This window comes from Streptomyces olivochromogenes (assembly GCF_001514115.1).
Classification (GTDB): Bacteria; Actinomycetota; Actinomycetes; order Streptomycetales; family Streptomycetaceae; genus Streptomyces; species Streptomyces olivochromogenes.
Genome location: NZ_KQ948476.1, coordinates 1 through 24,421 on the forward strand (window position 1 = coordinate 1; position 24,421 = coordinate 24,421).

Below are 24,421 nucleotides of genomic sequence, written 5' to 3' on the forward strand. Positions count from 1 at the left end.
GCCTATCTGCGCGGCCTCTCAGTTGACCATTGGGAGGACCCGGTCATGACTGTCACGGATGCGGAGCCCGCAGTCGGAACGACGTTGCGCGGCAGAGGCGGAACCGCCCGCCTGGAGCGCGAGACCGTCATACTGGACCGGGCAGGGATCCGGCTCGTCATCCCCCTCGACGCGATCGAGACCGTCCATGTCGCCAGAGGCAGGCGCCCGACTGCCGAGATCCGGCTGAACTCGGCGGCCACCAGAGCCGAGCCGGCGACGGTCTGCGCGATCAGCTCCCGCCGCACCGAGGAGGTGGAGGCCTTCGCATACGCCGTCAACGCGGCGGTCCCGCAACGCGACGAGGCCGAAAAGCACATCGACGGCGCGGCCCTCGTGAGGGCGGAGAAGCGCCCCTTCACGCCCAGGCCACGGCGCAGAGCGTTCCTGTCCACGGGCCAGTGGTGGGCCTGGTCCACGCTCACCTGCCTTTTCCTCCTCGGCCTGCTGCTCCCCGTGTCGGCGGGCGACGGGCGCCTCACCCAGTTGTGGGCCGCGGTCTTCCCGGTGCTCGTGTGCGGCTGCTTCGCCGCCCGCGGCACGTGGCGTGCCACGGTGACCTGGTGGCTGCTGCACCGCTACGGCGTGACGACCGTCGCCACATGCGTCGGCTACCACCCCGCGCCGGACCCCACCGACCCCGGCACCGTCCTGTACTCGTTCACCGACACCAGCGGCACACCTCACACCTTCGAGCGCACGGGCCACCCGTCGGCGCCCGACAAGAGGATCTCGTACGACCCGGCCAGACCCGACTTCGCCACGGGGCCGGGACAACCGTGGGTCAGGACCCTGATCCTGCTGATCCGCCTCCTCGTCGGCGTGCCGGTCGTGCTCGTCATGGCGGCCTACCTGCTGTGGTACTTCACCACCGCGATGCACGCGTAGAGCAGGCACAAGCCCCGATGCCGGCGAAGCCGTGGCCTGTTCGGGGCCCGCGGCTGGCGTGGACTCACCCAGTCGTTTCCATCGGAACCGTTGAGGGCATGTGGTCACGGATCATTGTCCGCTGCGACTCGGGGGAGACTGGTCACCGTGGTGGACCGGGTGCTGGAGGGGACGTCGTACAGCCCGAAGCCAAGCCAGGAAGTCGATCGCGCAAGGAACGTGGTCATGGACCTCCAGGATGCCGACGCCACCGTCCGACACCTGATCAGGGACCGCGACAGCAAGTTCACTGGCGCGTTCGATGCCGTCTTTGAGGCCGAGGGCATCGAGATCGTCACCACCGGCATCCGCGTTCCCCGCATGAACTCGACCATGGAGCGCTGGGTGCAGACCAGCCGGCACGAACTCCTCGACCGCACCTTGATCTTGAACCACGCCCACCTGCTCCACGCGCTCGGCGAGTTCGAGTCGATCTACAACCAGCATCGGCCTCACCGCACCCTGCACAGCGCAGCTCCCCTTCGGCCGCTCCGCGAACCGATCACCGAACCGGACCGAGTCGACCACGTCGACATCCGTCGACGCGACCGACTCGGCGGCCTCTTCCACGAGTACGCACACGCGGCCTGACCAGCTCGGACGTAATAATCGGCACCCGCAGGTCTCGGCGGGGCGCATGGTCAGGGAAGCCGTGCCTGCGTCTGTCTGCCGGTGTGAGGGTCGTCGGTCTTGTCCAGTGCGTGCGTGTGCGTGGCTCGTATCGTTGCCGCGGCCTCGTGCGTGTCTTTCGCAACGCCGCCGCGCAGGTCCTGGATCTCTTTGAGGCCGAAATCGTCGGCGTGGGCAGCCAACTGCTTGCGTACGAAGGTCTTGGGGTTCAGGTCCTGGAAGTCGAATTCTTCGAACTCGGGGCCCAGTTCCTTCTGGATCTCCTGCTTGGTGCTGTCCGAGAATTCCCGGACTCTGCGGACGAATCCCATGGTCTCGGTGATCATCCTGGGGAGCTTGTCCGGTCCGAAGACGAAGACGGCGACGGCTGCGAGCGCGACCACCTCGAGGGGACCTACATCGAATATCACCTTGGAGCTCCTCGGTCGTTGGACGGTGAGGCTTGTCTTTGTGGGGTGTTCTGCTGGGGTCGGTCTTCTGGCGAGGCCCGCAGGTGCGGTGGTCGTGCGGTGGTCGTGCGGTGCCACCGGTGCTGTACGGACTCAGAGGGCGGCATCCACTGGTTTCCGGGGCTGCAGGGCAGTGGCGCCTGCGCGGGAGGAGGGCGTCAGGTCCAGGGAGGACACTTCGTCGTCGCTCAGTCGGCTGTCGAGGTCCGCCGCCCAGCGACGTGCTTTCGCGCGGTCGTGGAGGGTTGCGACGGCCAGGGCGGCCAGGAGGAGCAGGCTGATGGGTACGGCCAGGGCGATCATGGTGATCGGGTCGCCGGTGGGGGTGGCGACCGCCGCGAAGACGAAGACGGCGAAGACGGCCGTCCGCCATTGGCGGCGCAGCGTGGCGGCGCTGAGGATGCCGAGGAAGTTCAGCAGGAGCAGCATCAGCGGGAGCTCGAAGGAGAGGCCGAAGACGAGCACCGCGCGGAGGAAGAAGTCCAGGAACTCATCGCCGGGCAGCGAGAGGGAGAAGGTGTCGGGGTTGAACCCGGCCAGGGTCTCGACCCCTTTCGGGAAGGTCACATACGCGAGGTAGCCGCCGAGGCAGAACAGGGGGACGGCGGCAGCGACAAAGCCGAGGCCGTACTTCTTCTCCTTCTTGTACAGTCCTGGCGCGACGAAGGCCCAGAGCTGGTAGCTCCACACCGGAACGGCCATGACGAAGCCGGCCGTCACGGCGACCTTGAAGCTCAGGGAGAGCGGGGACAGCAGTCCCGTGTTGACCAGCAGCCCGTTGGGGCACTCTTTGGTCGGCCGGCCCACGCCGTGGACATGGGTCAGGGTGCAGGCCGGTCCGGTCAGGAGTTGGAGCAGCCGGTCGTGGATGAGCCATCCGGCGACGGTGGCGGCGGCCAGGGCGAGGATCGAGATGGCCAGGCGGTTGCGCAGCTCACGGAGGTGCCCGGTGAGCGGCATGACCTCCTTGGATGCCTTCCTTGGCGTCATGGAGATGGCGGATGCGCCCTGGTGGATGCCGTTCACCGGGTGTCCTCGGGTTCGGTGCGGGTGCGCTCAGCGGCGTGGTGGGCGTGTTCTGCTGCCGCAACGGCATGGGTGCCGGCTTCGACGAGGTCGAGCTGGGTGCCTGTGCGCGGTGTGGCGCCCGGTTCGGCGGTGTCCGTCTTCATCGCGCTGACTTCGGACTTGAGGATGCGAAGGGACTTGCCCAGTCCTCGCGCGGTTTCGGGGAGCCGCTTGGCTCCGAAGAGCAGCAGGACGACGGCTGCGATGATGACGATTTCCAGAGCACGGTTTTCGAGCACGGGATGTCACTCCAGTTCAGGTCTTGTGTGCCGGCTGCACGTCCCGGCTGGGGCACAGCCGTGACGTGCGCAGCCGATCTCGGGGTGTGTCGGATGTCTGGGGGGGGGGAGCAGAGCCGGCCCAGGGCATGGGCAGGGGGCGGAACTCGCTCGTCTACCGCAGCGACCGGAAGCCCGCGCGGAGTTCCTGCGCAAACAGGTGCGGTTGTTCCCAGGCCGCGAAGTGGCCGCCCCTGGGGAGCTTGTTGTAATGGATGAGGTGGGGGTATGCCTTCTGCGCCCAGCTCTTGGGGGCCTGGTAGATCTCGTCGGGGAAGACGCTCACGGCAACCGGGATGGAGACGCCCTTGGCGTCGACGACGGAGAGCTTGTTCTCCCAGTAGAGACGCGAGGCGGAAACCGCCGTGTTCGTGAGCCAGTAGAGCGAGATGTTGTCGAGGACGTCGTTGCGGGTGAGGCCTTCGCGGTGTCCGGCGAAGGTCCGGGAGACCAGCTCCAGACTGCGCACGTCGTGGTCGAGCATGAAGGCCGCCAGGCCGACGGGAGAATCCGTCAGGCCGGTCAGCGTCTGCGGGCGCGTCCCCATGATTCGGGCGTAGGCGATGTGCTGCTTGTACAGGGAGTCCAGCTGCTCGCAGGCGTGCTTCTCCTCGTCGGACAGACCGGGCGGCAGCGGGCTTCCGGATTGGAGCGCCTTGTAGATGTCGGGCGGAACCGTGCCAGGCAGGTTGGTGTGGATGCCGAGCAGCCCCGCGGGTGCCTGTACAGCCATGAGATCCGTGACGAGCGCACCCCAGTCGCCGCCCTGCGCGACGAAATTGGTGTATCCCAGGCGCTTCATCAGCTCTGTCCAGGCACGTGCGATGCGCTGGGGGCCCCAACCCGTCGTGGTCGGCTTGCCCGAGAAGCCGTAGCCGGGCAGAGACGGGATCACCACATCGAACGCGTCCGACGCGCTCGCGCCGTGGGCTGTGGGGTTGGTGAGCGGCTCGATGATCTTCAGTTGTTCGATGACCGAGCCGGGCCATCCGTGGGTGACGATGAGCGGCAGGGCGTTCTTGTGCTTCGAGCGGACGTGGATGAAGTGAATGTCCAGGCCGTCGATCTCGGTGATGAACTGCGGCAGGGTGTTCAGCCTCGCCTCGGCCTTGCGCCAGTCGTAATCCGATGCCCAGTAGCGCGCGAGTTTCTTCATCGTCGCGAGCGGCACGCCCTGGGACTGGTCCGTGACGGTCTCCTCGTCGGGCCAGCGGGTCGCGGTGATGCGGCGGTGGAGATCGGCCAGATCCTTCTGCGGCACGTGGACACGGAAGGGGCGGATGCTTCCGCGCGCCGACGCATCGGGGCCGGATCCCGTGGCGGTTGCGGCTGCGGCCGGGTAGGCGGGGAACAGACCGAAGGATCCGGCGACCGCTGCGGCCGTCGCGGCTGCCGAGGTGGAAAGGAACTTCCGACGAGAGTGTGGGGCAAATATTTCGGACACGGTGAATCTCCTGGGGTTACCGCCATGCATGGGCGAGGGGAATACGTCGCGCAGCGTGTTGGTGGCGCGAGGTGACCATTTGAGGGCCGGTGCGGCCCGGATCGCATTCAGGACGGAAAGCGCCATCCGGAATGTCGGGCGAAGCTCTCTCGCTCGCCTCTGATTCCACGGTAGGCGGCTGGCTTGCAAATCGCAAGACAGATCTCGGTGTGAATCGACCGATATCGGTCAGACCTGTGCACTGGCGGCACGGCGGGGACATGAGCACCGGATGTAAGGCCGCAGGAGGAAGACCGCACTCGGCCCGGGCACCCGGCCCCTGAAGACCGCGGCCCCGGCGGCTGCCGTTCCGTTCCCCCGGCAGTGGCCGCGCCCGTGCGGGCGGACGCAGCCGTCCGGGCACGTCCCCCGCGCGCTGACACTTCTTCAGCCACGGGCGCCGCACTGAACCGCAGGGGCCGACGCGCCGTCAACGCCAGGCGGTCCGGCTGTCACAGCATCGCGCCGATCGCACGCCGCCCCACGAAATCGCGCGCCGCCCTACGGACAGGTCCGCGCAAGGGTGACATGCCGCGGTCACGGACCGGGGCGGCCTCCGCGCGGCGCCGCCGGTCAAGGCTCGTGAACGCGCGGGATGTCCGTCCGGGGCGCACCCGCTGCCGGTGAGTGCTCGCTGGCCAGGGGGCAGGCCACCGCGCAAGTCTCCCCAGTGACACGGCAGTTCAGCGGAAGGAGCGGCGGCTCTACGGTCGTCAGCGCAGGAGGGCCGGCTCGGCCCTGCCCGCGGCTTCGGTCAGGTTCTGGCCACCGTGTCCGTGACGGTGACCACCTCGGTGACGGGCACTTCGTGACCGTCGTCGTCGAGGAATCCCACGTGGACGGGCCGGCCGGTGGAGCGTGTGCGCCGCAGCGCGGAAGGGCCCGAGGGGCGCGGTCGATGGAGGTCGCCCCACTGCTGGAGCGCGGACAGCACCACCCGCAGGTCGCGCCCCGCCTCCGTCAGGTGATAGCTCTGCCGCGGCCTGCTGCCCGGCTCCCGATAGGTCTGCGTGCACAGCACGCCGCTCTCGACAAGAAGCTTGAGCCGGGCGCTGAGCAGGTTGGTTGCGATGCCCAGGGCTGACTGGATCTCGGCGAACTTGTGTTTGCCGGCGAAGATCTCGCGGAGCACCAGAAAGGACCAGCGTTCGCCGAGAATCTGCAGACTGCGCTCGATGGAGCAGGCCGGGTCATCGTTCATGGGGTCTGACCACTGCCGTTCGGTTGGCACTGTCCACCTCCCACATGGCGCCGGGTTCCGCATGCACCTGCTGCGGCGCTGCGCAGGGACGAGTCTACTCCCTGAGTTTCATCTTGCAATTCAGGTCTTCGGCCGCCGCTCGGCCGACGGCCCCGCAGGCCCCGACCCCACGAGCCCTCACCCTCAAGCCCTGGGCGCACCCGCCGGCCAGGCCGGCACCCCGACCACCCCGCCCTCCGTCCGCCCGGCGCTGCCGCGGCCGGCGCGCCCCGCACCTCCAGCGACTGAAGCGTCTCAAAGACCCCAGAACAGTGCATATCAGGTGTGATCCACCTCAATCCCGACCTAAGCTGACTTGCATATATAAATCTAGACGCTAACGTGGAATCCAAGAGCGGCGTCCTGGACGTGAGCCGCTCGGGAACGCTTGACCCTGATGCCGTTCCGGCCGCGCCGGATGGTGCGGCAGCGGCCGTCGAGCCGACCGCGGCCGGATTACGCCCCCCATTCCTGCCAGTCCTGCCCGGCCGACAGACGACCACTTGCCAAGAGCCCGCCCGGACAGGGCGTGCCTGTCGCAAAGGAAAACGATGGACATCAAAGGATCAGTCGCCCTGGTGACGGGCGCCAACCGCGGCATCGGCCGCGCATTCGCCCGCTCACTGATCAACCATGGCGCAGCGAAGGTCTACGCCGGTGTGCGCGACCCGGCCGCCGTGGAGGATTCCGACCTGGTCCCGCTGCGCCTGGACGTCACCGACCAGGCGGACGTCGCCGCGGCCGCCGCCCTCGCCAACGACGTCTCCATCGTGATCAACAACGCGGGCATCGGCGGCGGCGACATCCAGCTTCTGGAAGGCGCCTTCGACGGTGCGCGCCAGGCGATGGAGGTCAACTACTTCGGCACGTGGGCCGTTTCCCGGGCCTTCGCCCCGGTCCTGGCCCGCAACGGCGGCGGCGCGCTGGTCAACATGCTCTCGCTGGCTTCCTGGGTCGGCCAGCCGCAGTTTCCCGGCTATGCGGCCTCCAAGGCCGCGCAGTGGTCACTGACGGACGCCCTGCGGCAGGCCCTGAACGCGCAGGGAACCCTGGTGGTCGGGGTACATGCCGGTTTCGTGGAGACGGATCTCAGCACCTGGACCAACGCCTTGAAGGTCAGCCCCGCCACCGTGGCCGAGCTGACCATGGGCGCCCTGACCGGCGACCAGTTCGAAGTCCTCGCCGACGAGGAGACCCGGCGCGTCAAGGCCGCACTGTCGCAGCCGGTCAGCGCGCCCTCCGGCCTCTGATGCCTCGCGCCGGCCGGCGCGAGGCTGTGGAGCCCGGCTGCCCCGAGGAAAGGGACGCCGCCGGGTCCACCCCCGGTCGGCGGTGCGCCAGCCGGGGCCGGGAACGGCCGCGCAGGGGGTCCTTGCGCATGGCGTTGCGGAGCCGGCCGGCCGGGGATCTCTCTTTCCTCCGGCGCACGCCCTCGCCGCGGGTCCGCCGCCCTGGACGGGCGTTTCTGCCGCGAAGCCTGCCGGGGCCGCGAGCGTAGGCCGAGTACCCTCGCACCCCACCACGGGGCACACAGAAGAACGCGGCGCACACAGAAAGGTTGACTTCTCCCCCTCGTAAACGAGGCGGATTCTCCGCCATGGCGGCGAATCCCAGCCCCTCGCCCTGTTCCACAGGAGTCCGCTTCCTCTCCGCCCCGAAGGGCGGAGCATCCACGGAGGAATCAAATGAGTTCCATGGGAGCGGCATTCGCCGCAGCCCAGACGGCCGTTGAGGCGGCCAGCGCCGGCGCGGCCATAGCCCTACTGGACGCGGAGGAGAGGGTGGTCGGGTGGACCCGGGCCGCCGAGCGGCTTGTCGGCTACGCGCCGGCGGACGTGGTGGGCCGCTCCGCCGCCGTCCTGCTGGCGGACGGCGAGGACCGGGCGAAGGCGTCGTCGTTCTTCGAGCAGGGCACTGCCCGCGGTCGCTGGTCCGGCTTCGCCAAGATCCGTCACCGTGACGGTCACAGGATCGACGTGCGCCTGTGCGTGCAGTCGCTGTCCGGACAGGACGGCCGGGCCCAGTGGGTCGTATCGGCGACCGACAAGGCAACGCCTCCCGCGTGGGCGGCGGACCGAGCGGTGCCGGCGTCACCCCCGGGGGCACTGCATCTCCCGAGCCGCCTGCCGGTCGGTGTCGTGATACGCGACACCGAGCTGCGCTGCACCTGGGTGAACGACACCCAGGGCTTCAAGGACGGCATCCCCATCTCACGGCGGCTGGGGCGCAGGTTGCCAGAGGCGGCCCCCGGCACCGAGGCCGCAAAGCTCGAGGCACTGATGCACCAGGTGCTGCAGAGCGGCGTGCCGGAGCTCAACGTGGAATACCGGACGTTCCTGCCGACGCATGCCCGCAGGGGACGCACCCTGACGGCCTCCCTCTTCCGCCTCGACGACGCACAGGGCCGTGCCCTGGGCGTGTGCGCCGTGAGCGTGGATGCCACCGACAGCCGACGGGCGCGAGAGCGTCTGGCGATCCTGGGCGAGGCCAGCAAGCGGATCGGAACCACCCTGGATGTGATGCAGACCGGGCAGGAACTCGCCGACCTCGCGGTGCCGCTCCTCGCGGACTACGTCACCGTCGACCTGGCGGAGTCGGTTCCCCTCGGCGAGGAGCCCCTGGCACGCCTCGGCCTGCAGGGCGGGCGCACCCCCGCGTTGCGCCGCGCCGGCCTGGCCTCGATCCACCAGGAGGCCCCGGACTCCCTGGCCGCGCGGGGAGAACCGGTCTTCGTCCCGCCTGCGTCGCCCTTCACCAACGTCCTGCGCTCGGGGAAGTCCCACTTCGAGCCGATGCTGGACACCTCGCCCGGCACGTGGCTGGACCACCACGATGCAGCGCGGGCGGCGATCGACGACTACACGGCGCACTCATTGATCGTCGTCCCGATCCACGCACGGGGGGCCGTGCTGGGCGTGGCGGTGTTCGTACGGACCCACGACCGTGCGCCGTTCGAGGAGGACGACCTGCTCCTGGCCGAGGAACTGGTCAGCTGGGCCGCGTTGTCCCTGGACAACGCCCGCCAGTACGCGCGTGAACGCTCCGCGGCCCTCGCCCTGCAGCGCCACCTGCTCCCCCACCACGCGACGGGCGGCTCTGCCGCCGACGTGGCCTCGCGCTACCTGCCGGCAGACAGTCACCACGGCGTGGGAGGCGACTGGTTCGACGTGATCCAGCTGCCCGGCGCCCGGGTCGCCCTGGTCGTCGGAGACGTGGTCGGACACGGCATCAACGCGGCGGCGACCATGGGCCAGCTCCGCACCGCGGTACGCACTCTGGCCGACATGGACATGCCTCCCGACGAACTGCTGACCCGCCTCGACGAGCAGGTCATCCGCCTCGCCGGGGCAGGTGCCGACCCGGGTCACCCGGGTGACCCGGGCAACGCGACCATGGCCGCGACGTGTCTGTATGCCGTGTACGACCCGGCCACCCGGTGCTGCACGATGGCGCGGGCCGGCCACCCGCCGCCCGCGATCGTCGATCCGCACGGTGACGTCACCTTTGCCCGTCTGCCTGCCGGAGCGCCGCTCGGCCTCGGGCTGGTCCCCTTCGAGTCCGTGACAGTTCAACTGCCCGAGCACACCACGCTCGCCTTCTACACCGACGGCCTGATCGAGGACCGCAACCAGGACATCGACGTCGGAATGGACCGCCTGGCCACCGTGCTGGCGCAGCGTGGCCTCACGCTGGACGAGCTCAGCTCGTCGGTGGTGGAGACGCTGCCGGCGAGGGCACCGAGCGACGACGTCACCCTGCTCCTCGCCCGGACCCGCTCACTGGGCCCGGACCAGGTCGCCTCGTGGCAGCTTCCGGCCGACCCGGCCGTCGTCAGCCGCGCCCGGGCCCTGGCCACCCGGCGACTGGCCCAGTGGGGACTGGACCACCTGTCAACGTCCACGGAACTGATCGTCAGCGAACTCGTCACCAACGCCATCCGGCACAGCGACGGCACGATCGGCCTGCGCCTCATCCAGCACGAGGCGCTGACCTGCGAGGTCTACGACACCAGCAACAGCCACCCGCGCCTGCGCCGCCCCCGCACGACCGACGAGAACGGCCGTGGCCTCACCCTCGTCTCGCACCTGTCCCGCCGATGGGGAACCCGCAACACACCGGACGGCAAACTCATCTGGACCGAACAGCAACTGACACCCAGTCCGTGACAGCGCGCCCCCACACCCCATGTCCCGGCGAGGCATGACCCATCGGCCCCGCCCTTGACCGGTGACGAAGGCCGTTGCGGGCGTGGTCCCATGCAGCGACCATGCAGCCCGGGCGGACGCAGACGCTCCGCCGATCCCCGATCCCCGGCCCGCAGGAGAGAATTCCCATGACCCGGGAGCCTTGCCGGCCGGCGACGAAGCGATCCGTGCCGGGGAACGCGTCAGTCGGCGGGAGGCAGAGGTCCTGACGCGTGCCGCTCGAGTTGGCCGGTCACCGTCTCCAGCAGTTCGTCGGAGAGGCCGGGGTCGGCCAGGGCCCGGGACATGAGCGTGGCGCCGACCAGGGCGCTGAGGGTGAGCATCGCCTCGGCCCGGGCCTCCTCGGTGTCGCCTTCGAGGCCGGCGATCAGGTCGAGGTACGCGCGGACCTGCTTCTCGTAGGCCTCTTTGAAGTGCTGGTCGCCGCGTCCGGCGTCGGCACCGAGGGTGACCAGGGCGCAGCCGGTGGCCGGCGAGTCGCGATGCTGTCTGGCGAGGTAGGCGTCGACAAGGCCGGCACGCGGATCCTGCTCGTTCTTGCGCGCGGCCCTCTCCATTTTCGCCGAGCCCTCGGCCAGGGCCACGGCCGAAGCCTGGGAGATCAGGTCGTCCCGGGAGGTGAAGTGCTTGTAGAAGCCGCCGTGCGTCAGCCCGGCCTCCTTCATGAGTTCCGCGACGCCGGGGCGGGTCACGCCCTCGGCGCGGACCTTGCGGGCCGCGATCCGCAGCACCCGCTCGCGGGATGCCGCCTTGTCCGCCTGCGAGTGCCCCATGTCGGGCCTCCCTTCGAGGAGCTGGTATATGCAGCCGACACAGCTGGATGATTTACATCATACACAGGGCACAAAACCCGAATGTGAGCTGCATCTATTTGACTTTCAGGATGACGCAGATAATCCTCAATCTAGATGTTGCACATCATCCAGATCTGAGGAGACACCATGACCGGGACTTACGACCCCCGCCGCACGGCGGTCCTGCTCGTCGACCCCTACAACGACTTCCTCTCCGAGGGCGGCAAGGTCTGGCCGCGCCTGGAGCCCCTGGCGGAGGAGGTCGGCCTGCTGGACCACCTGCGCTCCGTGGTCACCTCCGCCCGCGAGACCGGCGTACGTGTGGTGTTCGTCCCGCACCGCCGCTGGGAGCCGGGCGACTACGAGACCTGGGACCACCCGAGTCCCACCCAGCGCAAGATCCAGGAGCGGCACAACTTCGCCCGCGGCACCTGGGGCGGCCAGTTCCACCCCGACTTCCAGCCGCAGGCCGGCGATGTCGTCGCCCAGGAGCACTGGGGGCAGAGCGGGTTCGCCAACACCGACCTGGACCTCCAGCTCAAGCAGCACGGCATCACCCACGTCGTGGTGATCGGCCTGCTGGCGAACACCTGCATCGAATCCACCGGCCGGTACGCCATGGAACTCGGTTACCACGTGACGCTGGTCCGCGACGCCACCGCGGCCTTCCGCCCCGAGGAGATGCACGCCGCGCACGAGCTGAACGGCCCCACCTACGCCCACACCATCGTCACCACGGACGATCTCACCGCCGCATTCAAAGGAGCCCGGGCATGACACTGACCGGAGAACTGCTGATCGGAGCGGCCCGCGTGCCCGCCACCGCGGGAACGATGAAGGCCCTCGACCCCTCCACCGGAGAACTCCTCGAGCCCGAGTTCTCCTTGGGCGGCCCCGCCGAGGTCGACCGCGCCCTCCGCCTCGCCGACGAGGCCTTCGACGGCTACAGCCACACCGGCCTGGCCGAGCGCGCCGCATTCCTCGACCTCATCGCGGACAAGCTCGAGGCGGTCAAGGACGAACTCGCCGCACGTACCTCGCTGGAGACCGGCCTGCCCGCCACCCAGCTCGAGGGGGAGACCCTGAGGGCCGCAGCACACTTCCGCAAGTTCGCCACCGTCGTCCGTCAGGGCCGGTTCCTCCAGGCGACCATCGACCCCGCACAGCCGGACCGCCAGCCCGCACCGCGCATGGACCACCGGATGCAGAAGGTGGCCCTCGGCCCCGTGGTGATCTTCGGCGCCAGCAACTTCCCGATCTCCTACTCCGTCGCAGGCGGCGATACCGCCTCCGCCCTGGCCGCCGGCTGCCCCGTCGTCCTCAAGGCGCACAACGCACATCCCGGTGCCTCCGAGATCCAGGGACGCGCCATCCAGCAGGCCGTCGCCGAAGCGGGACTGCATGAAGGTGTCTTCTCGCTGGTCCGGGGCGCGGGCAACGACATCGGCGAGGCACTGGTGTCTCACCCCCTGGTCCGGGCGGTCACCTTCACCGGCTCCGAGGGCGGCGGCATGGCCCTCTTCCGCCGGGCCCAGCAACGCCCCGACCCCATCCCCGTGTTCACCGAGATGACCAGCGTCAACCCGACCTTCGTCCTGCCCGCCGCCCTGGCAGCCCGGGGCGCACAGATCGGTGCCGACGTCGCCCAGCGCGCGCAGTACAACGTCGGCCAGGCCTGCCTGAAGCCCGCCGTCCTCCTCGCCATCGACGGACCCGGCTTCACACAGCTGCGCGACGCGGCGACGGCCGAGGTGGAGAAGACGGCCGCGCGGACCATGCTCACGCCCGGCATCCACGACTCCTACACCCGCCGCGTACGGCGGATGGAGGAGGACGGCGCCACCCGGATCGGCGCGGGAGCGGCCCCGGTCCGCGCCGGGGACGGCCAGTCTGTGCTGTATGAGGTCACCGGCGAGCAGCTGCTGGCCGAACCGGCCCTGCGTGAGGAGGTCTTCGGCCCCACCGTCCTGCTGGTCCGGCTGACCGACCCGGAGCAACTGCAGGAAGTCGCCCGCTCCTTCCGAGGACAGCTGTCGGCCACGGTCCACGCCGAGTCGGCCGACCGCGACGGCGCCGTTCAACTCCTGCCGATCCTGGAGCGCCGCACGGGCCGCATCGTGATCAACGCCTTCTCCATGCCGCAGGAGGTCTCCTACGCCTCCGTCCACACAGGCCCCTTCCCGGCCACCTCCGACAGCCGCTTCACCTCCGTCGGGATGAGCGCGATCGAGCGGTTCCTGCGGCCGATCACCTACCAGGGCTTCCCCGACGAGCTGCTGCCCGAACCGCTGCGCGAGGCCAACACACTGCACCTGTGGCGCCTCGTCGACGGCGAACTCACACGCAACTGACCCCCGGGGGGCCTGCCCCCCCCGCAGGCCCCCTCTGCTCTCCCCTCCCCAAGAAGCAGCACGCTGTCCACCGTCCCGGGCACGAAGCGTGGCACCACGGCTTCGACACCGCCACCGCCACCGCGACATCATCCCCCTCGCCGACCGCGCCCGGCCGCGCAGCCTCACCGCCCTGCTGCTCGCCGTCACCTCAACCAGCCCCGCTCGCAGGGCCAGAGGCCAGTGCTGCGCGCCCTGCGCCAGCCGTCCCCGAACACCAGCAGGCTCTCCACGAGGCCGGCCGCCGCCCGCGCCGTCGCCGCGGGGAACCCCACGCGACGGGGCCGGACGACGAACCCACCGAGGAAAGGAACTCATCCATGACCGACGACGACCACGCCACGGCAAGCAGCGAACGCAAGGCCTGCGAAGAGGTGCGCAACAAGCTGCTGGGCGCATGGAACCTGGTGTCGTACACCGCCACAAGCACGGACGGCCAGGTCATCCACCCACTCGGCCCCCGGCCCCAGGGGCTGATCGTCTACACCCCCGACGGTCACATGTCCGCCCAGCTGTGCCGCGGCGACCGCCCGCACATGGGATCCGACCGTCTCGAGGAAGCCGCCACGGAAGAACTCGCCGAGGCAGCGCTGACCTACGTCGCCTACGGAGGTCCCTTCCACGTGGCCGATCCGACGACCGTGGAACATCACGTCACGACCAGCATCTTCCCCAACTGGGTCGGACGGCCCCAGGTCAGGACGGTCACCTTCGAAGACGAGCTCCTGAAGCTGAGCCTGGCCACCCCCACCCGCCTCTGGGGCACCCACCGCACGGCCGAACTCACCTGGCGCAGACCGCGCTGACACCACCCCGGCGACGAAGGACTGCGTCCAGTCCACGGCCGAAGTCCGGTACCCCAGATCGGCGAGGGAGGCTGCGCAGGCGTCCAAACGGCACCCCACATCCTCTGCTTGCTGCCCAGGACTGGATGAGGTGTGGTCGGCCAGCAGGCGCAGTTCCTCGTCGTCGGCAAGGCCCAAGCCACGGCCGCCGGCGAAGATCTCACCCCACTAGGTCACCGGGACGGTGGGTGCCTCCCGGCTTCGGTGTCGGGTGACGGTGACGGAGTCGGGGCGCCGGTGCATGTCGGGGTGTTACCGCTGGTCAGGCGGCGAAGCCGACGTTCGTCACGTACTCGTGCTGTCCCCACTGCGAGCCGAGATCCACGATCTGATCGACCCATGCCTCGTGCAGTGCCCGGTCGTCGCCGGCTGCCCAGGCCCGCACGACGGCGTCCCAGTGACGGACATTCAAGCTCCGGTACCCCAATACCCGTTGGCGCGGACGGTCCACCTGGGACTGATTCAGTGGGTGCAGCTCGACGCGCGTACCGCGGCCCTCACGGTTCAGACGGCCCAGAGGGTAACGGGCCACGCTCTGCCGGCGGACCGTACGGTAGGCGATCTCCACGCGTTCCACGTTCCGCTTGGACGGGGTGCGTTTCCCGTCGAGCCAGGCTTTGAGGGTGCGGTCTGTGACGGTCAGGCCGGCTTCACGCGCCGCTCGACGGACGTGGTCGGTGCGCGTGAGGTAGTGCAAGCGCCTCCGCGACCAGGCACAGCGCGCCCTCGATCTGCTTCGCCCACTCGCCTTCGCCCAGGGCCAGGGCCAGCCATGGAAAGACCTCTGGGCCCCCATCGCCACCGCCATCTTGGGCCACCCCTACACCAACGATGACCTGCACTGGCTCCGCGGCGCCGCCGGCGCCTACGAGGAAAAACGTTGGATACGGAGACGATCGAGGCTCTCGCCGATCCCCGCATCCGCAACAGCCGTTCCGAGACCGAACAGAGCGGTGCGAAGGGCGAGTTCGAGGGTGGTGAGGGTGAGGGTCGGGAGCAGGACGTCGCGCGGGTGAGTGGGGCTGCGGCCGGGGTGCTGCGGTTCAGTGAGGAGCGGGATCCGTTCGCGCTGACGCAGTTCGTGCGGCTGCGAATCATCGACCCCGAGGGGGCGTACTGGCGACGGGGCATCGAGGCCGCGACGAAGTGGCTGCGCGAGACCGGCAACGTCGAACTGCGGGTGCCGTACGTCTTCGTGGCGCCTGCGGAGTGGGGCGCGGTGGGCGGGTATCCGCTAGGCCGGTGGATCGGGGAACAGCGCCGCTACTACGCCGCCGGCATCTTGGAGGCCAAGCGTGTCGTGGAGCTGGAGGCGTTGGGGATGGTGTGGTCGGCGTGGGAGACCGCGTGGGCTGAAGGCCTCGCCGTGGCGCAGGAATGGGCAGCCTGCGACATCACAAGATCCCCGACAGAGCCGAATTACGTGATCGTCCACAGAGGTAACTGCCGCGGACAATATCGAGTGACTTCGGAGTCTGGCTGGGTGGCAAAGCCTGCGGCCACAACGCCCGGCCAGGCTGCCGTGGGCAGCTGGTCTCACGCAGACGGCCGGCCGTGACGGGGGCTCAGTCAGCCGACCTTGATCTCCTCGTACACCGGAACGCCGAACTGGTTCAGCGCCACATTGGAGAGCTTCTCCGCATAGCCGGCGGTGCCGTGCACGTACCAGAGGGGAATGCCGGCCATGTCGTCCCGGACCACCTCCTCGGCCTGCTGGAAGATACCAACAGCCTTTGCTCTGCCGGTCTCGGCGTTGGCCCTGTCTACCAGCTCGTCGAACTCCTTGTCCGACCATTTTCCGTCGTTCGATGACGCGCCGGTGTAGTAGAGCGGCTGCAGGAAGTTCTGGATCAGCGGATAGTCCATCTGCCAGCCGGCCCGGAAAGGACCCGTCATCTTGTACTGGGTGACCTGGTTGCGGAAGTCGGCGAACGTGCCGATCGGGTTTCCGACACAGGCTCTGTCGTTGCCGAGCGCGTTGTTGATGGAGTTGCAGGCCGCGTCCACCCACTCCTTGATAGAGGCGTCCGCGTTGTACGAGATCTCCACCTGACCGCCGGGGAGGCCGCCGCCCTCCTGGACCAGCTTCTTCGCCTCGTCCGGGTGGTACTCGCAGGCTTCACCGCACAGGCCCGCCTTGAAGCCGCCGCCCTCACCGAGGACCGGCGAGGTCCAGTCACTCGCAGGGGTGCGATTCTTCTGGAAGATCGTGTCGATGATCTGGTTCCGGTCGATGGCCATGGACAGGCCCTTGCGGACCTTCTCCGTCCCCGGCTTGGACCACGCCTTGTCGTAGAACGGGAAGGCCAGGGTCTCGATGCCGCCGGCCGGGGTGTTGATGTACCGGCCATCGAGGTCGGCCTGCACATTTCTGAGCTGTGACAGCGGCACCCCGGTGACGAGGCCGAGATTTCCCGCCAAGAGATCGATGTAGGCGGCGTTGCTGTCGGTGTAGACCTTCAGGTCAACTCCGCCGTTCTGCGCCTTGTCGTCTCCCGAATAGCCGTCCCATCTGCGCAGGGACATCCCCGAGGCGCGGGTGTACGACTCGACGGTGTACGGGCCGTTGCCGATCGGCTTCTTCAGCCAGGCGTCGTGGTCGTCGAAGAACGCCCGCGGAAGCGGGGCGAAGGTCGCATAGCCGAGGGTCTCGGGGAAAGTCGAGAACTTCTGGTTGAGCCGGACGGTGAAGGTGTGGTCGTCTACGACCATGAGGCCTGACAGCGTATCGGCGGTCTGGCTGCCGGACGCCGGATGGACCTTGTCGTATCCGTCGATGTAGCCGAAGAAATAGGCGTTCCGCTGGTTGTTCTTCAGGCTTGCGCCGTAGTTCCAGGCGTCCACGAAGGATTTCGCGGTGACCTTCTCGCCGTTGCTGAAGGTCCAGCCGTTCTTGATGGTGATCTTGAAGTTCTGCGAGTCGGAGGTCTCGATCTTCTCGGCGAGCATGTTCTCGGCCTTGCCGGTCTTCGCGTCGTATCGCTTCAGGTTGCGGAAGATCATGTCCAGGACCGTGGTGCCCAGCGTCTCGCCTGTGTTCGCCGGCTCGAGCGGGTTCTGCGGATCGCCCCAGGAGGCACTGAGGATTCCGGAGCCGCCGCTGCCGCTGGCGCCGCCGCTCCCCCCTCCGCAGGCCGTCGCCGTGAGAGCGGCCGCCACCGCGCTCACGACCCATCGGGCGTACGTGGCTCCGCGCATGGACTTCCTCCTCGGAGTGCTCGGTCCATGCCCGGTCCCCTGCTCGGCACCGCGCCCGGTCCCGCTGCTCTGTCTCAGGCCTGGGTTACGTACGGCCCAATATCGCCTGATACACCATGAACCACGCATTCACCCCGCCCGTGACGGCCGAGGGTCATCCGGATATATGCATTGCGATTGCCCGCGAGGAAGCCGAAGCCCTGCGGGCTTGGGCAGATATGCCGTCGGTCGTCACTCTGCTGGCGGCGGACGTCGCCACCGGGGCCCTGCTGCTGGAGAATGTGGAACCGCGGGCGGGGGTGTCCCGACGGACTCCGCTCGGTTCATGGTGCGGGGGCCTTTTCCGCGGTGCTGTGGGACGCCACCGGGACGGTTCGCCGGGTGAGAGGAATGGGTGAGGATGAGGCGCCCGCCGCTCCTGCGGCGAAGAAGGCGATTACTTCCTGAGCCTGCAGCATGGCTGGAAATGGCCTCAGCAGCTGTGATCGTGCCGTTCTGGGCCGACCCCGGGAAGAGGCGGTGTTCCGGTCCCGGCCGGTGCCCCGTGCCGGAGAGACGATTATATCAGGAACGTGAAAACGAGCTCGATCAGCGGCTTTCCGCCGAACTCCAGCACGATCCGCACCGGACTACGCGGGTCGAGGGAATTCACCCACCTGACGAAGACGGCGTAACCCTTCTTCGCGGCGGCCCCGGCTTTGACGTATTCCTTGCCCAGGTACTGCTTGATGTAGGCGACGATGTCCTTGGCGGCGTCGCGGAGGTCCGGATTGATGCCGGCGGCCTTGGCGTTGCTGGGGGAAGTGCCAGCGCTGTACGCGGCGAGGATGATGGTGTTCACGTCCCCGGCGCTCTTGACGGCCTGGACCTGCATGGTGGCGGCAGACGGAGTTCGGGCCGCCTCGGCAGCGGAGGTCATCGGGACGGCGACACCGAGCGCGAGCGCAGGAGTTACCGCTGCGGCGGCTATGCGGAGCTTGCTGGTCACGAGAAGACTCCTCAGTCTGCTGGTCCGCTGCCGCCCGCGGGCACATGGCCGCACGCGGGCGGCAGCGGGTTGACCGGAGTGGTCCGATCGATCACTCAGGAGTCTTCCTGGCCAGGGGTGCCGACCGGTATCAGATCTTTTGGCATAGGCCCTTGGTACACCGGTCAGAACGGGAAACTGTCCCTGTGGAAGAGGACCAGGTTGACGGTAGCGATGCCGATGGCAACGAGAGCCTGGCGTGCTCCGGTGAGTTTGCTGGTCTTCTTGACGGCCAGGCACCACAGAGTTCCGAGAATGACAGGTGCCCAGGAGCCGAAGTAGACGATCCAGCCAGCGTGTTGGCCGGATTTTCCGTGGGCGAAGGTTGCTATGCCGATCGAAACTGCAGCGAGGACGCCTGAAGCGAGCCACCACAGGTCCGTGGGGCTGAACCTTTCGGTCTCCTGCTGTGCGGATGTCATGTATTTCCCCCTGTAATAAAATGGCCCCCGCTCAGGGGCAGGGCCGTTGCAAAGTGCGGTGGTCTTGTGGTCGCGCTGGTCAGACGATGCCCAGTAGGTCGAGCGGGCGGGTGAAGGGCTCGTAGGAGACGTGCCGGATGCCGGCCGCGATGTTACGGAGTCCGGCGGCGCGGAGCGCGTTGATCGCCAGGTTGCGTAGGGTCGACATGTTTTCGGGGCCATGGCCGGTGCGGATCTTCGAGGTGTCCTCGGCGAAGGTGGTGTCGCGGACGAAGCGGAGCCGATTCTCGGTGGTCCACTGCGACCTGGCGAGTTGGCCCAGCCGCTGGGGCGATGCCTGATGCGAGTTCAGGTCTGTGATCGCGTAGACGGTCTGGCGGCTGACGGTTTCGGTCGTGCGGTCGGTGCGGTGGCGCAGGATGCGTACAGCCTGGGCGGCGTGGGGGAAGTCGAGGCCGAGGTCGGTCACGGTGAGGGCCCTGGTCACTCGGGTCTCCCGGCGGCCGTGGCCGATCTCCCGGTCGTAGCGGCGGACGGTGACGTCCTTCCACGGCAGTGATCGCAGCCTGCGGTGCAGTTCGGGCTGGTTGGCCTTGACCACCAAGAGGTAGTGCGCCTTCTTCTCGTCCACCAGGAAGCGTGCGTGCGCGCGCTGGGTGTGCAGGGCGTCGGCCGTGCCGGTGACCCCGGTCAGGTCGAAGGGCGCCAGTAGCGCGGCGAAGCAGGTGTTTTCGTTGGTCTTGTCGGGGATCCGCAGCTGGGTGACGGTCGGCCGTCGCCGGTCATCGCGGCCAGCAGGCGGGCGGCGGGCGTCTGGCCGTGTCGGGAGCCGCGGGCGGCCTGGCCGTCGAGCGCCACCGCGTCCGAGCCGGCAGGATCAGCGCCGGTCAGATCGGCCAGTCCGCCGGGGCAGACCAGGCCGACAATCCGCCGAATCGTGGCGGCACTCGGCGCGACGCGCACGCTCAACGACCCTACGACCCGGGTACCCAGGCGGGCCAGGGCGTGCTGCGGCGCGTTGGCGGACCACTGGCCGATAGCCGTATACGAGCGTGCGCCGGCCACAGCCGCGGAGGTGGCAACCAGCAGCACCGCCACGAACGGGTGACGCACCCCTCGACGTCGACGCGGATCCGGCAACAGCCGCAACCGCTTCACCAGCGACAACCCCGCAGTGTCCTCCAGAGCGGGCGACTTGATCAGGCAGACGGTGGCAGACTGACGACACATCGAAGCTCCGGTGGTGCGAGGCGACTTGGGAAGGTCACCCCGTTCAACCGGAGCTTCGCTGCGTGCGTGACGGCCCAGCCCGCGCTCCTTGGACCGCCGCGACCTGCGGACCCTCAGGGCTGGTCGTACCAGGAGAACGCCGCGATCCGCCAGCCCTCCGGGGTGCGGACGAACTGGATGGTCTTGGTCCCGCCGCCCTCGAACGGCTCGCCGTCCAGGATGCCGGCCTTCCGGTACTCGCCGAAGCGCGACGCGATGTCGCCCGCGATCTCGGTTCGCTCGGAGGTCTCCCACTCCGAGAACTCGACCAACCGGCCGTCGGCGAGCAGACGTTCGCGCGGCTCGATGAACTCGTCCACGGTGTAGACCGTGTACTTCGGCCCGGTCAGCACGATCACACCACCCGGAATGACCAGCCGGCGGATCCGGGCCACGTCCGCGGCCTTGCCGCCACGGTTGTCGAAGGCTCCGAAGAACTCGGCGGCTATCGCGTCAATCTCGATCTTGGACATGGCGCGACGGTAACACCGCTAGGGGGCAACAGACATGGCGTCGAGGCAGCTTCGACCCGAGGCACCCACGAGATCATGCGACTTTGCAACAGCCCTGCGCTGCGGGGGCAGCGAGAGCCAGTAAATCATCTTGCCGATCAGGCGTGGTGGGCGATCCACTCGATGATTGCCCAAAGCGTCGGGACGTTGGAGAAGGCGAGGATGGTCTTCCAGACCCACTTGATGGGGCTCCAGGAATGCATCTCGCTGAACTTCCTCTTCAGGTAGGCGACACCCGCGGTCTTGCCCAGGCTGTACGCCTTCTTGGCCACGTTGCGCGACCACTTCCAGGCCCCCGGCACCCTCTTGAGGAGCTTGACGGCCTTGGCGACCAGGCTGGCGACGCTGTCGGGCGACACTTCGCCCTGGACGGCGGCGCGATTATCTGCGCACCACCCCATGAAGCAGTGCGGCCGCGCCGGATTCCGGCGCGGCCGCACTGCTTCTGCTGCTGTGATCAGGGAGTGAGGTCCAGAACTCGGACCCGGCTCCCCTTCCCACCGGTGTGGGGCGGTGGTGGCGATGATCGCGCCGGACGGGACGATGGCAGCATGCCGTTGATGAGGACCTCGGCAATGATTGCGAGGGGATGCACGGTGCGGCTGACGATCGATACGGCGACGGACACCTATGAGCAGGCGATCGCCGCAGTCCAGGCCGCCCACAAGCTGCGTCCGGTCACCCCGGCTGGCTGGCCGGACGCCCCGCCCGGACCCCCGTCCCGATCCGCTGGACCTCGCCGAGGACGACCTCGAGGACGGCTGGAGCGACCGGGCGCTCTTCCAAGTGATCGAGGGGCTGATGCCCGGGGCCCGGGCGGTACTGCGCCGGATCATCGACCTGGGCGACATCGCCTCCTACGACGGCATCCAGCAGCACTTCGCCACCCACCCGACGAACCCGATCCCGTGCTCCCGGATCCGCGGCACTCTGACGCGTAAATAGCAGCAGGTCAGGGTGGGTGTGGGCAGGGCTGGGTGCCCGGATGGCCGTGGCGGTCGCCGGGTGCCCTGGCTCGGGTCGGTCAGGCCGCGCTTTCCAGCGGGTTGAGGGTGACGGTGTAGCCGAGCTGGTTGAGTGCGTTGATCGCGCGGCGGGTGGCGCGTTCGGGGTCGCGTTGGGCGAAGTAGGTGCCGCCGAGCTCGTGGTAGGCGATGTTGTCTGTGAGCATGTGCCAGATCGCGGTGATGATCGAGTGTTCGACGGCGACCAGGGCCCTGAGCGGGCCGCGTCGGGCGGTCAGCCGCTTGTAACGGGCCTGCAGGTAGGTGTCCTTGGTTCTCACCGCACCGAACGCCGCGAGTCCGAGGGCGCCTTTGAGATACGGGTTGCCGGGGCGGACCTTGGCGTTCTTGGTGCGGCCGGCGGACTCGTGGTGGCCGGGGCAGACGCCGGCCCAGGACGCGAGATGCTTGGCGGAGGCGAACCGGTTCATGTCGCCGCCGGTCTCCACGATGATCACTTCGGCGACAGCCCGGTTGATCCCGGGGATGGTGTCGAGGAGGTCGAGTGCGGGCTGAAAGGGGGCCATCGCCTCCTTGATCCGCTCGTCCAACTGCCGGATCGCGTCGGTGAGCTGGTCATAGTGGTCCAGATGCAGCCGGGTCAGGAACGCGTGGTGGGCGCGGAAGCGTCCGGTCAGTGCCTCGGTGAGTTCGGGGATCTTGTTGCGGAGCCTGCGCCTGGCCAGCTCCGCAAGGGTCTGCGGGTCGCGTTCCCCGCCGGTCAGCGCCTCCAGCATGGCCCGGCCGGAGACGCCCATGATGTCGGAGGCGACCGCGGAGAGCTTGATCCCGGTGTCTTCGAGTAGTTTCTCCAGGCGCTGGACGATCTGGCCGCGCTCGCGGGTCATCTGGGTGCGAGCGCGGGTCAGGTCCCGCAGCTCGCGCACCGGCTGGGGTGGCACGAACGAGGCGCGCACCAGGCCGTGCGCGCCGAGCTGGGCCAGCCAGGCCGCGTCTGAGACGTCCGTCTTGCGGCCGGGCAGGTTCTTGACCTGTCGCGCGTTGACCAGGATCACGTTCAACTCGTCGGCCAGCAGGTAGTAGAAGGGCTTCCAGTAGTCCGAAGTCGCCTCAATCACGACCAGGGTGACCTCGGCGGCGAGCAGGTGCTCCCGCAGGGCGAGGACCGCGTTCGTCGTCGATCCCCAGGTGGTGGTCTCGGTCGTGAACGACCCCCGCCGCTTGGTACTCGGGGTGCGGACGCACGCCTTGGCGTCCTTCTTGCTGATGTCCACGCCAGCGCAGCGTTCGTGCAGCACGTCCATGTCCCGATCCCTCCCTCAACGGCCGAGTAGTACGCCGTTCCGGGAGGGCCAGGGTGAATCAGGAATTCTGACGCACGTGCTCACAGCAACACTCCACGGTTCCCGTGGACGGCCCTCAGTACCACGCTGACCAGCGAGCTCGCTCGCATCACAGAGCAATCGGTCTCGGCCGGAACGAACACCTCCAGCGTTCCGGACTGACGTCAACCTCCGTCAGGGCAGACAGAAGCACCCACAGCGCGCGCCACAGGATTTACCACGCCCCCGGCGCGCACCGAAGGTGCGCTGGACCGCTGACCAGCGTCAAGGCCGTCCAGCGCCGCGCCGGTCCGCTCGCCCCCTGCTGCAACGGGACGAACAGGCCCGGATCTACCGCATCGGCCCGCCCCTGGTGGAAGGTCTCCGGCGGGCTTTCGCTCTCGCGGACGCCCGTCCCAACCTGCTGCGCCGCCAGGCCGCCGAACCCGGCGCCTGAACTGCCAGACGGCCAGATCGCCCTGACGCCGACCGCCGGTGGCTTTGTTCACGAGTTGCGGTTCTGGCTCGCTTTCCGTGAACCGGTCACGGTGGGTCATGCGACGTCGTTCAAAAGCTGTGGTTCTGATGCGTTTCTGTGGCGAGAAAGCCTCGCGCCGCGGAGGTGACCTGGTCGCGGATGTGTTGCTGGACCGGAGGTTGATCGTTCAGCAGGTCGAGTGCTCTTGCCAGGTCGACGATGGGTTGCAGGGCGTCGGGGTATTCGAGTTCCGCTGCAGACTCCTGATAGATCAGTTTGGCTCCGTGTACGGGATCGAGCTGGCCCGACACGATCTGGCCGGCCCACCAACGAGCCGCAGTCCATCGCGCATTGGCAAGATCTTCCGAGGCCAGCGGCAGCAGACCCAACTCTTCCAGCACAAGGTCGAACAGCTCGCGGGCCTGGGGGTACTCACCGCGTGCGAGCCCAGCCAACAGGGGAAGCGAGGGAGTCTCGATGTCGGCCATCAGAGCGTCCAGGCCCAACTGGACCAGATAAGCGTCCGAGGGGCGCTGCCAGGGCCCCATGGTCAAGTCTGCAGCCGCCATGCGGATCAGGCTGATCGCTACTACTGCGTCCACGCTGTCACCCCCTCATCATCTTTTTGTAGAGGGAAGTCGTATCACCGCTCAGAGGCGGGCGGTTGATCAGGTGGCCAGCAATACGCGCCTGCGTAGCAGGCCGAAACCGGCTCGGCCGAACATCTCGCGCTTGAGCATCTCGATCCGGTTGACATGCCCTTCGACGACGCCAGAGTTCCATGGCAGCTTGAGGCCGGCGATGACGGCGTCGCGGTCGCGGTCGATGCCTGCGGCGAGGGTATGAAGGCTGGGGATGTCATCTCTGCGCCGCTCTTGCA

The 24,421-nt window shown here is 68.4% G+C and carries 24 protein-coding genes and 2 pseudogenes; 9 read left to right on the forward strand and 17 right to left on the reverse strand.

Annotated elements, in window-relative coordinates; translation table 11 throughout:
• Together AQJ27_RS42900 and AQJ27_RS42905 are read left to right on the forward strand one after the other, a co-directional pair.
• On the forward strand, positions 1-927 hold a 927-nt coding region (locus AQJ27_RS42900; protein ID WP_208948614.1), incomplete at its 5' end, for a hypothetical protein.
• Between the two features lie 225 nt (positions 928-1,152).
• Positions 1,153-1,557: an integrase core domain-containing protein gene (locus AQJ27_RS42905; RefSeq protein ID WP_079065689.1), complete on the forward strand. Its 405-nt coding sequence runs from the start codon at positions 1,153-1,155 to the stop codon at positions 1,555-1,557.
• Positions 1,558-1,607: 50 nt separating this feature from the next.
• Here AQJ27_RS42905 and AQJ27_RS42910 read toward each other — a convergent pair whose 3' ends face one another.
• The 5 genes from AQJ27_RS42910 to AQJ27_RS42930 all read right to left on the reverse strand — a co-directional run bounded on the left by AQJ27_RS42910 (position 1,608) and on the right by AQJ27_RS42930 (position 6,075).
• Positions 1,608-2,006 (reverse strand): twin-arginine translocase TatA/TatE family subunit, encoded by a 399-nt coding sequence (locus AQJ27_RS42910; RefSeq protein ID WP_159064546.1) that lies wholly within the window; start codon positions 2,004-2,006, stop codon positions 1,608-1,610.
• 132 nt (positions 2,007-2,138) lie between these two features.
• Positions 2,139-3,071, reverse strand: a complete 933-nt coding sequence (gene tatC / locus AQJ27_RS42915; protein ID WP_067381850.1) for a twin-arginine translocase subunit TatC — start codon at positions 3,069-3,071, stop codon at positions 2,139-2,141.
• Positions 3,068-3,352: a Sec-independent protein translocase subunit TatA gene (tatA, locus tag AQJ27_RS53355; protein ID WP_079065690.1), complete on the reverse strand. Its 285-nt coding sequence runs from the start codon at positions 3,350-3,352 to the stop codon at positions 3,068-3,070. The genes tatC and tatA overlap by 4 nt, the downstream gene beginning before the upstream one ends.
• 154 nt (positions 3,353-3,506) lie before the next feature.
• Positions 3,507-4,961 carry an epoxide hydrolase family protein gene (locus AQJ27_RS42925; RefSeq protein ID WP_235613824.1) on the reverse strand — a complete coding sequence of 485 codons (1,455 nt, stop codon included), beginning with the start codon at positions 4,959-4,961 and terminating at the stop codon, positions 3,507-3,509.
• Positions 4,962-5,628: 667 nt separating this feature from the next.
• On the reverse strand, positions 5,629-6,075 hold the full coding sequence (locus AQJ27_RS42930) for a winged helix-turn-helix transcriptional regulator (protein ID WP_067381853.1): 447 nt from the start codon (positions 6,073-6,075) through the stop codon (positions 5,629-5,631).
• A 590-nt stretch (positions 6,076-6,665) separates the two neighbouring features.
• On the opposite strand from AQJ27_RS42930, the gene AQJ27_RS42935 reads away from it, so the two are divergent.
• Positions 6,666-7,364: an SDR family oxidoreductase gene (locus tag AQJ27_RS42935; RefSeq protein ID WP_067381856.1), complete on the forward strand. Its 699-nt coding sequence runs from the start codon at positions 6,666-6,668 to the stop codon at positions 7,362-7,364.
• A gap of 435 nt (positions 7,365-7,799) precedes the next feature.
• Complete coding sequence (locus AQJ27_RS42940) at positions 7,800-10,280, forward strand: SpoIIE family protein phosphatase (RefSeq protein WP_341866151.1); 2,481 nt, start codon at positions 7,800-7,802, stop codon at positions 10,278-10,280.
• Between the two features lie 221 nt (positions 10,281-10,501).
• Here AQJ27_RS42940 and AQJ27_RS42945 read toward each other — a convergent pair whose 3' ends face one another.
• Entirely contained in the window at positions 10,502-11,092 is a 591-nt protein-coding gene (locus tag AQJ27_RS42945) for a TetR/AcrR family transcriptional regulator (protein ID WP_060895668.1), read from the reverse strand.
• A gap of 168 nt (positions 11,093-11,260) precedes the next feature.
• Between AQJ27_RS42945 and AQJ27_RS42950 the strand changes: the two genes are divergently transcribed.
• The 3 genes from AQJ27_RS42950 (at position 11,261) to AQJ27_RS42960 (ending at position 14,309) form a co-directional block, all read left to right on the forward strand.
• On the forward strand, positions 11,261-11,890 hold the full coding sequence (locus AQJ27_RS42950; protein ID WP_060895669.1) for a cysteine hydrolase family protein: 630 nt from the start codon (positions 11,261-11,263) through the stop codon (positions 11,888-11,890).
• A complete protein-coding gene (locus tag AQJ27_RS42955; RefSeq protein ID WP_067381862.1) occupies positions 11,887-13,464 on the forward strand; it encodes an aldehyde dehydrogenase (NADP(+)) in 1,578 nt (525 codons plus the stop codon). Before AQJ27_RS42950 ends, AQJ27_RS42955 begins: the two co-directional genes overlap by 4 nt.
• Positions 13,465-13,823: 359 nt before the next feature.
• Positions 13,824-14,309 carry a lipocalin-like domain-containing protein gene (locus tag AQJ27_RS42960; protein WP_067381866.1) on the forward strand — a complete coding sequence of 162 codons (486 nt, stop codon included), beginning with the start codon at positions 13,824-13,826 and terminating at the stop codon, positions 14,307-14,309.
• A 301-nt stretch (positions 14,310-14,610) separates the two neighbouring features.
• Here the strand turns inward: AQJ27_RS42960 and AQJ27_RS42965 are convergent.
• Positions 14,611-15,048, reverse strand: a pseudogene (locus AQJ27_RS42965) (transcriptional regulator); the annotation flags it as partial.
• A 180-nt stretch (positions 15,049-15,228) separates the two neighbouring features.
• Between AQJ27_RS42965 and AQJ27_RS42970 the strand changes: the two are divergent.
• Positions 15,229-15,906: a helicase associated domain-containing protein gene (locus AQJ27_RS42970; RefSeq protein ID WP_067381869.1), complete on the forward strand. Its 678-nt coding sequence runs from the start codon at positions 15,229-15,231 to the stop codon at positions 15,904-15,906.
• Between the two features lie 11 nt (positions 15,907-15,917).
• Here the strand turns inward: AQJ27_RS42970 and AQJ27_RS42975 are convergent, their stop codons facing one another.
• The 7 genes from AQJ27_RS42975 to AQJ27_RS43000 form a co-directional block, all read right to left on the reverse strand.
• Positions 15,918-17,546: a peptide ABC transporter substrate-binding protein gene (locus AQJ27_RS42975; RefSeq protein WP_067381872.1), complete on the reverse strand. Its 1,629-nt coding sequence runs from the start codon at positions 17,544-17,546 to the stop codon at positions 15,918-15,920.
• Positions 17,547-18,105: 559 nt separating this feature from the next.
• Complete coding sequence (locus AQJ27_RS42980; protein WP_067381875.1) at positions 18,106-18,534, reverse strand: hypothetical protein; 429 nt, start codon at positions 18,532-18,534, stop codon at positions 18,106-18,108.
• Between the two features lie 164 nt (positions 18,535-18,698).
• Positions 18,699-18,995, reverse strand: a complete 297-nt coding sequence (locus tag AQJ27_RS42985) for a hypothetical protein (protein ID WP_067381878.1) — start codon at positions 18,993-18,995, stop codon at positions 18,699-18,701.
• 79 nt (positions 18,996-19,074) lie between these two features.
• Positions 19,075-19,752, reverse strand: a complete 678-nt coding sequence (locus tag AQJ27_RS59335) for an ISAs1 family transposase (RefSeq protein ID WP_341866154.1) — start codon at positions 19,750-19,752, stop codon at positions 19,075-19,077.
• Positions 19,686-20,153, reverse strand: a complete 468-nt coding sequence (locus tag AQJ27_RS59340) for a transposase family protein (RefSeq protein WP_235613839.1) — start codon at positions 20,151-20,153, stop codon at positions 19,686-19,688. Before AQJ27_RS59340 ends, AQJ27_RS59335 begins: the two co-directional genes overlap by 67 nt.
• A gap of 185 nt (positions 20,154-20,338) precedes the next feature.
• Positions 20,339-20,737, reverse strand: a complete 399-nt coding sequence (locus AQJ27_RS42995) for a nuclear transport factor 2 family protein (RefSeq protein WP_054229745.1) — start codon at positions 20,735-20,737, stop codon at positions 20,339-20,341.
• Positions 20,738-20,874: 137 nt separating this feature from the next.
• Positions 20,875-21,135, reverse strand: coding sequence for a hypothetical protein (locus tag AQJ27_RS43000; protein ID WP_067381884.1), 261 nt, complete (start codon positions 21,133-21,135; stop codon positions 20,875-20,877).
• Between the two features lie 271 nt (positions 21,136-21,406).
• Between AQJ27_RS43000 and AQJ27_RS43005 the strand changes: the two genes are divergently transcribed.
• Positions 21,407-21,721 carry a hypothetical protein gene (locus tag AQJ27_RS43005; RefSeq protein ID WP_067381887.1) on the forward strand — a complete coding sequence of 105 codons (315 nt, stop codon included), beginning with the start codon at positions 21,407-21,409 and terminating at the stop codon, positions 21,719-21,721.
• Between the two features lie 79 nt (positions 21,722-21,800).
• Here AQJ27_RS43005 and AQJ27_RS43010 read toward each other — a convergent pair whose 3' ends face one another.
• The 3 genes and pseudogenes from AQJ27_RS43010 to AQJ27_RS43020 form a co-directional block, all read right to left on the reverse strand.
• Positions 21,801-23,045, reverse strand: a complete 1,245-nt coding sequence (locus AQJ27_RS43010; RefSeq protein WP_067381890.1) for an IS110 family RNA-guided transposase — start codon at positions 23,043-23,045, stop codon at positions 21,801-21,803.
• A 585-nt stretch (positions 23,046-23,630) separates the two neighbouring features.
• Positions 23,631-24,143, reverse strand: a complete 513-nt coding sequence (locus tag AQJ27_RS43015; protein WP_067381893.1) for a hypothetical protein — start codon at positions 24,141-24,143, stop codon at positions 23,631-23,633.
• Between the two features lie 66 nt (positions 24,144-24,209).
• A pseudogene (locus AQJ27_RS43020) lies at positions 24,210-24,421 on the reverse strand (ISL3 family transposase); the annotation flags it as partial.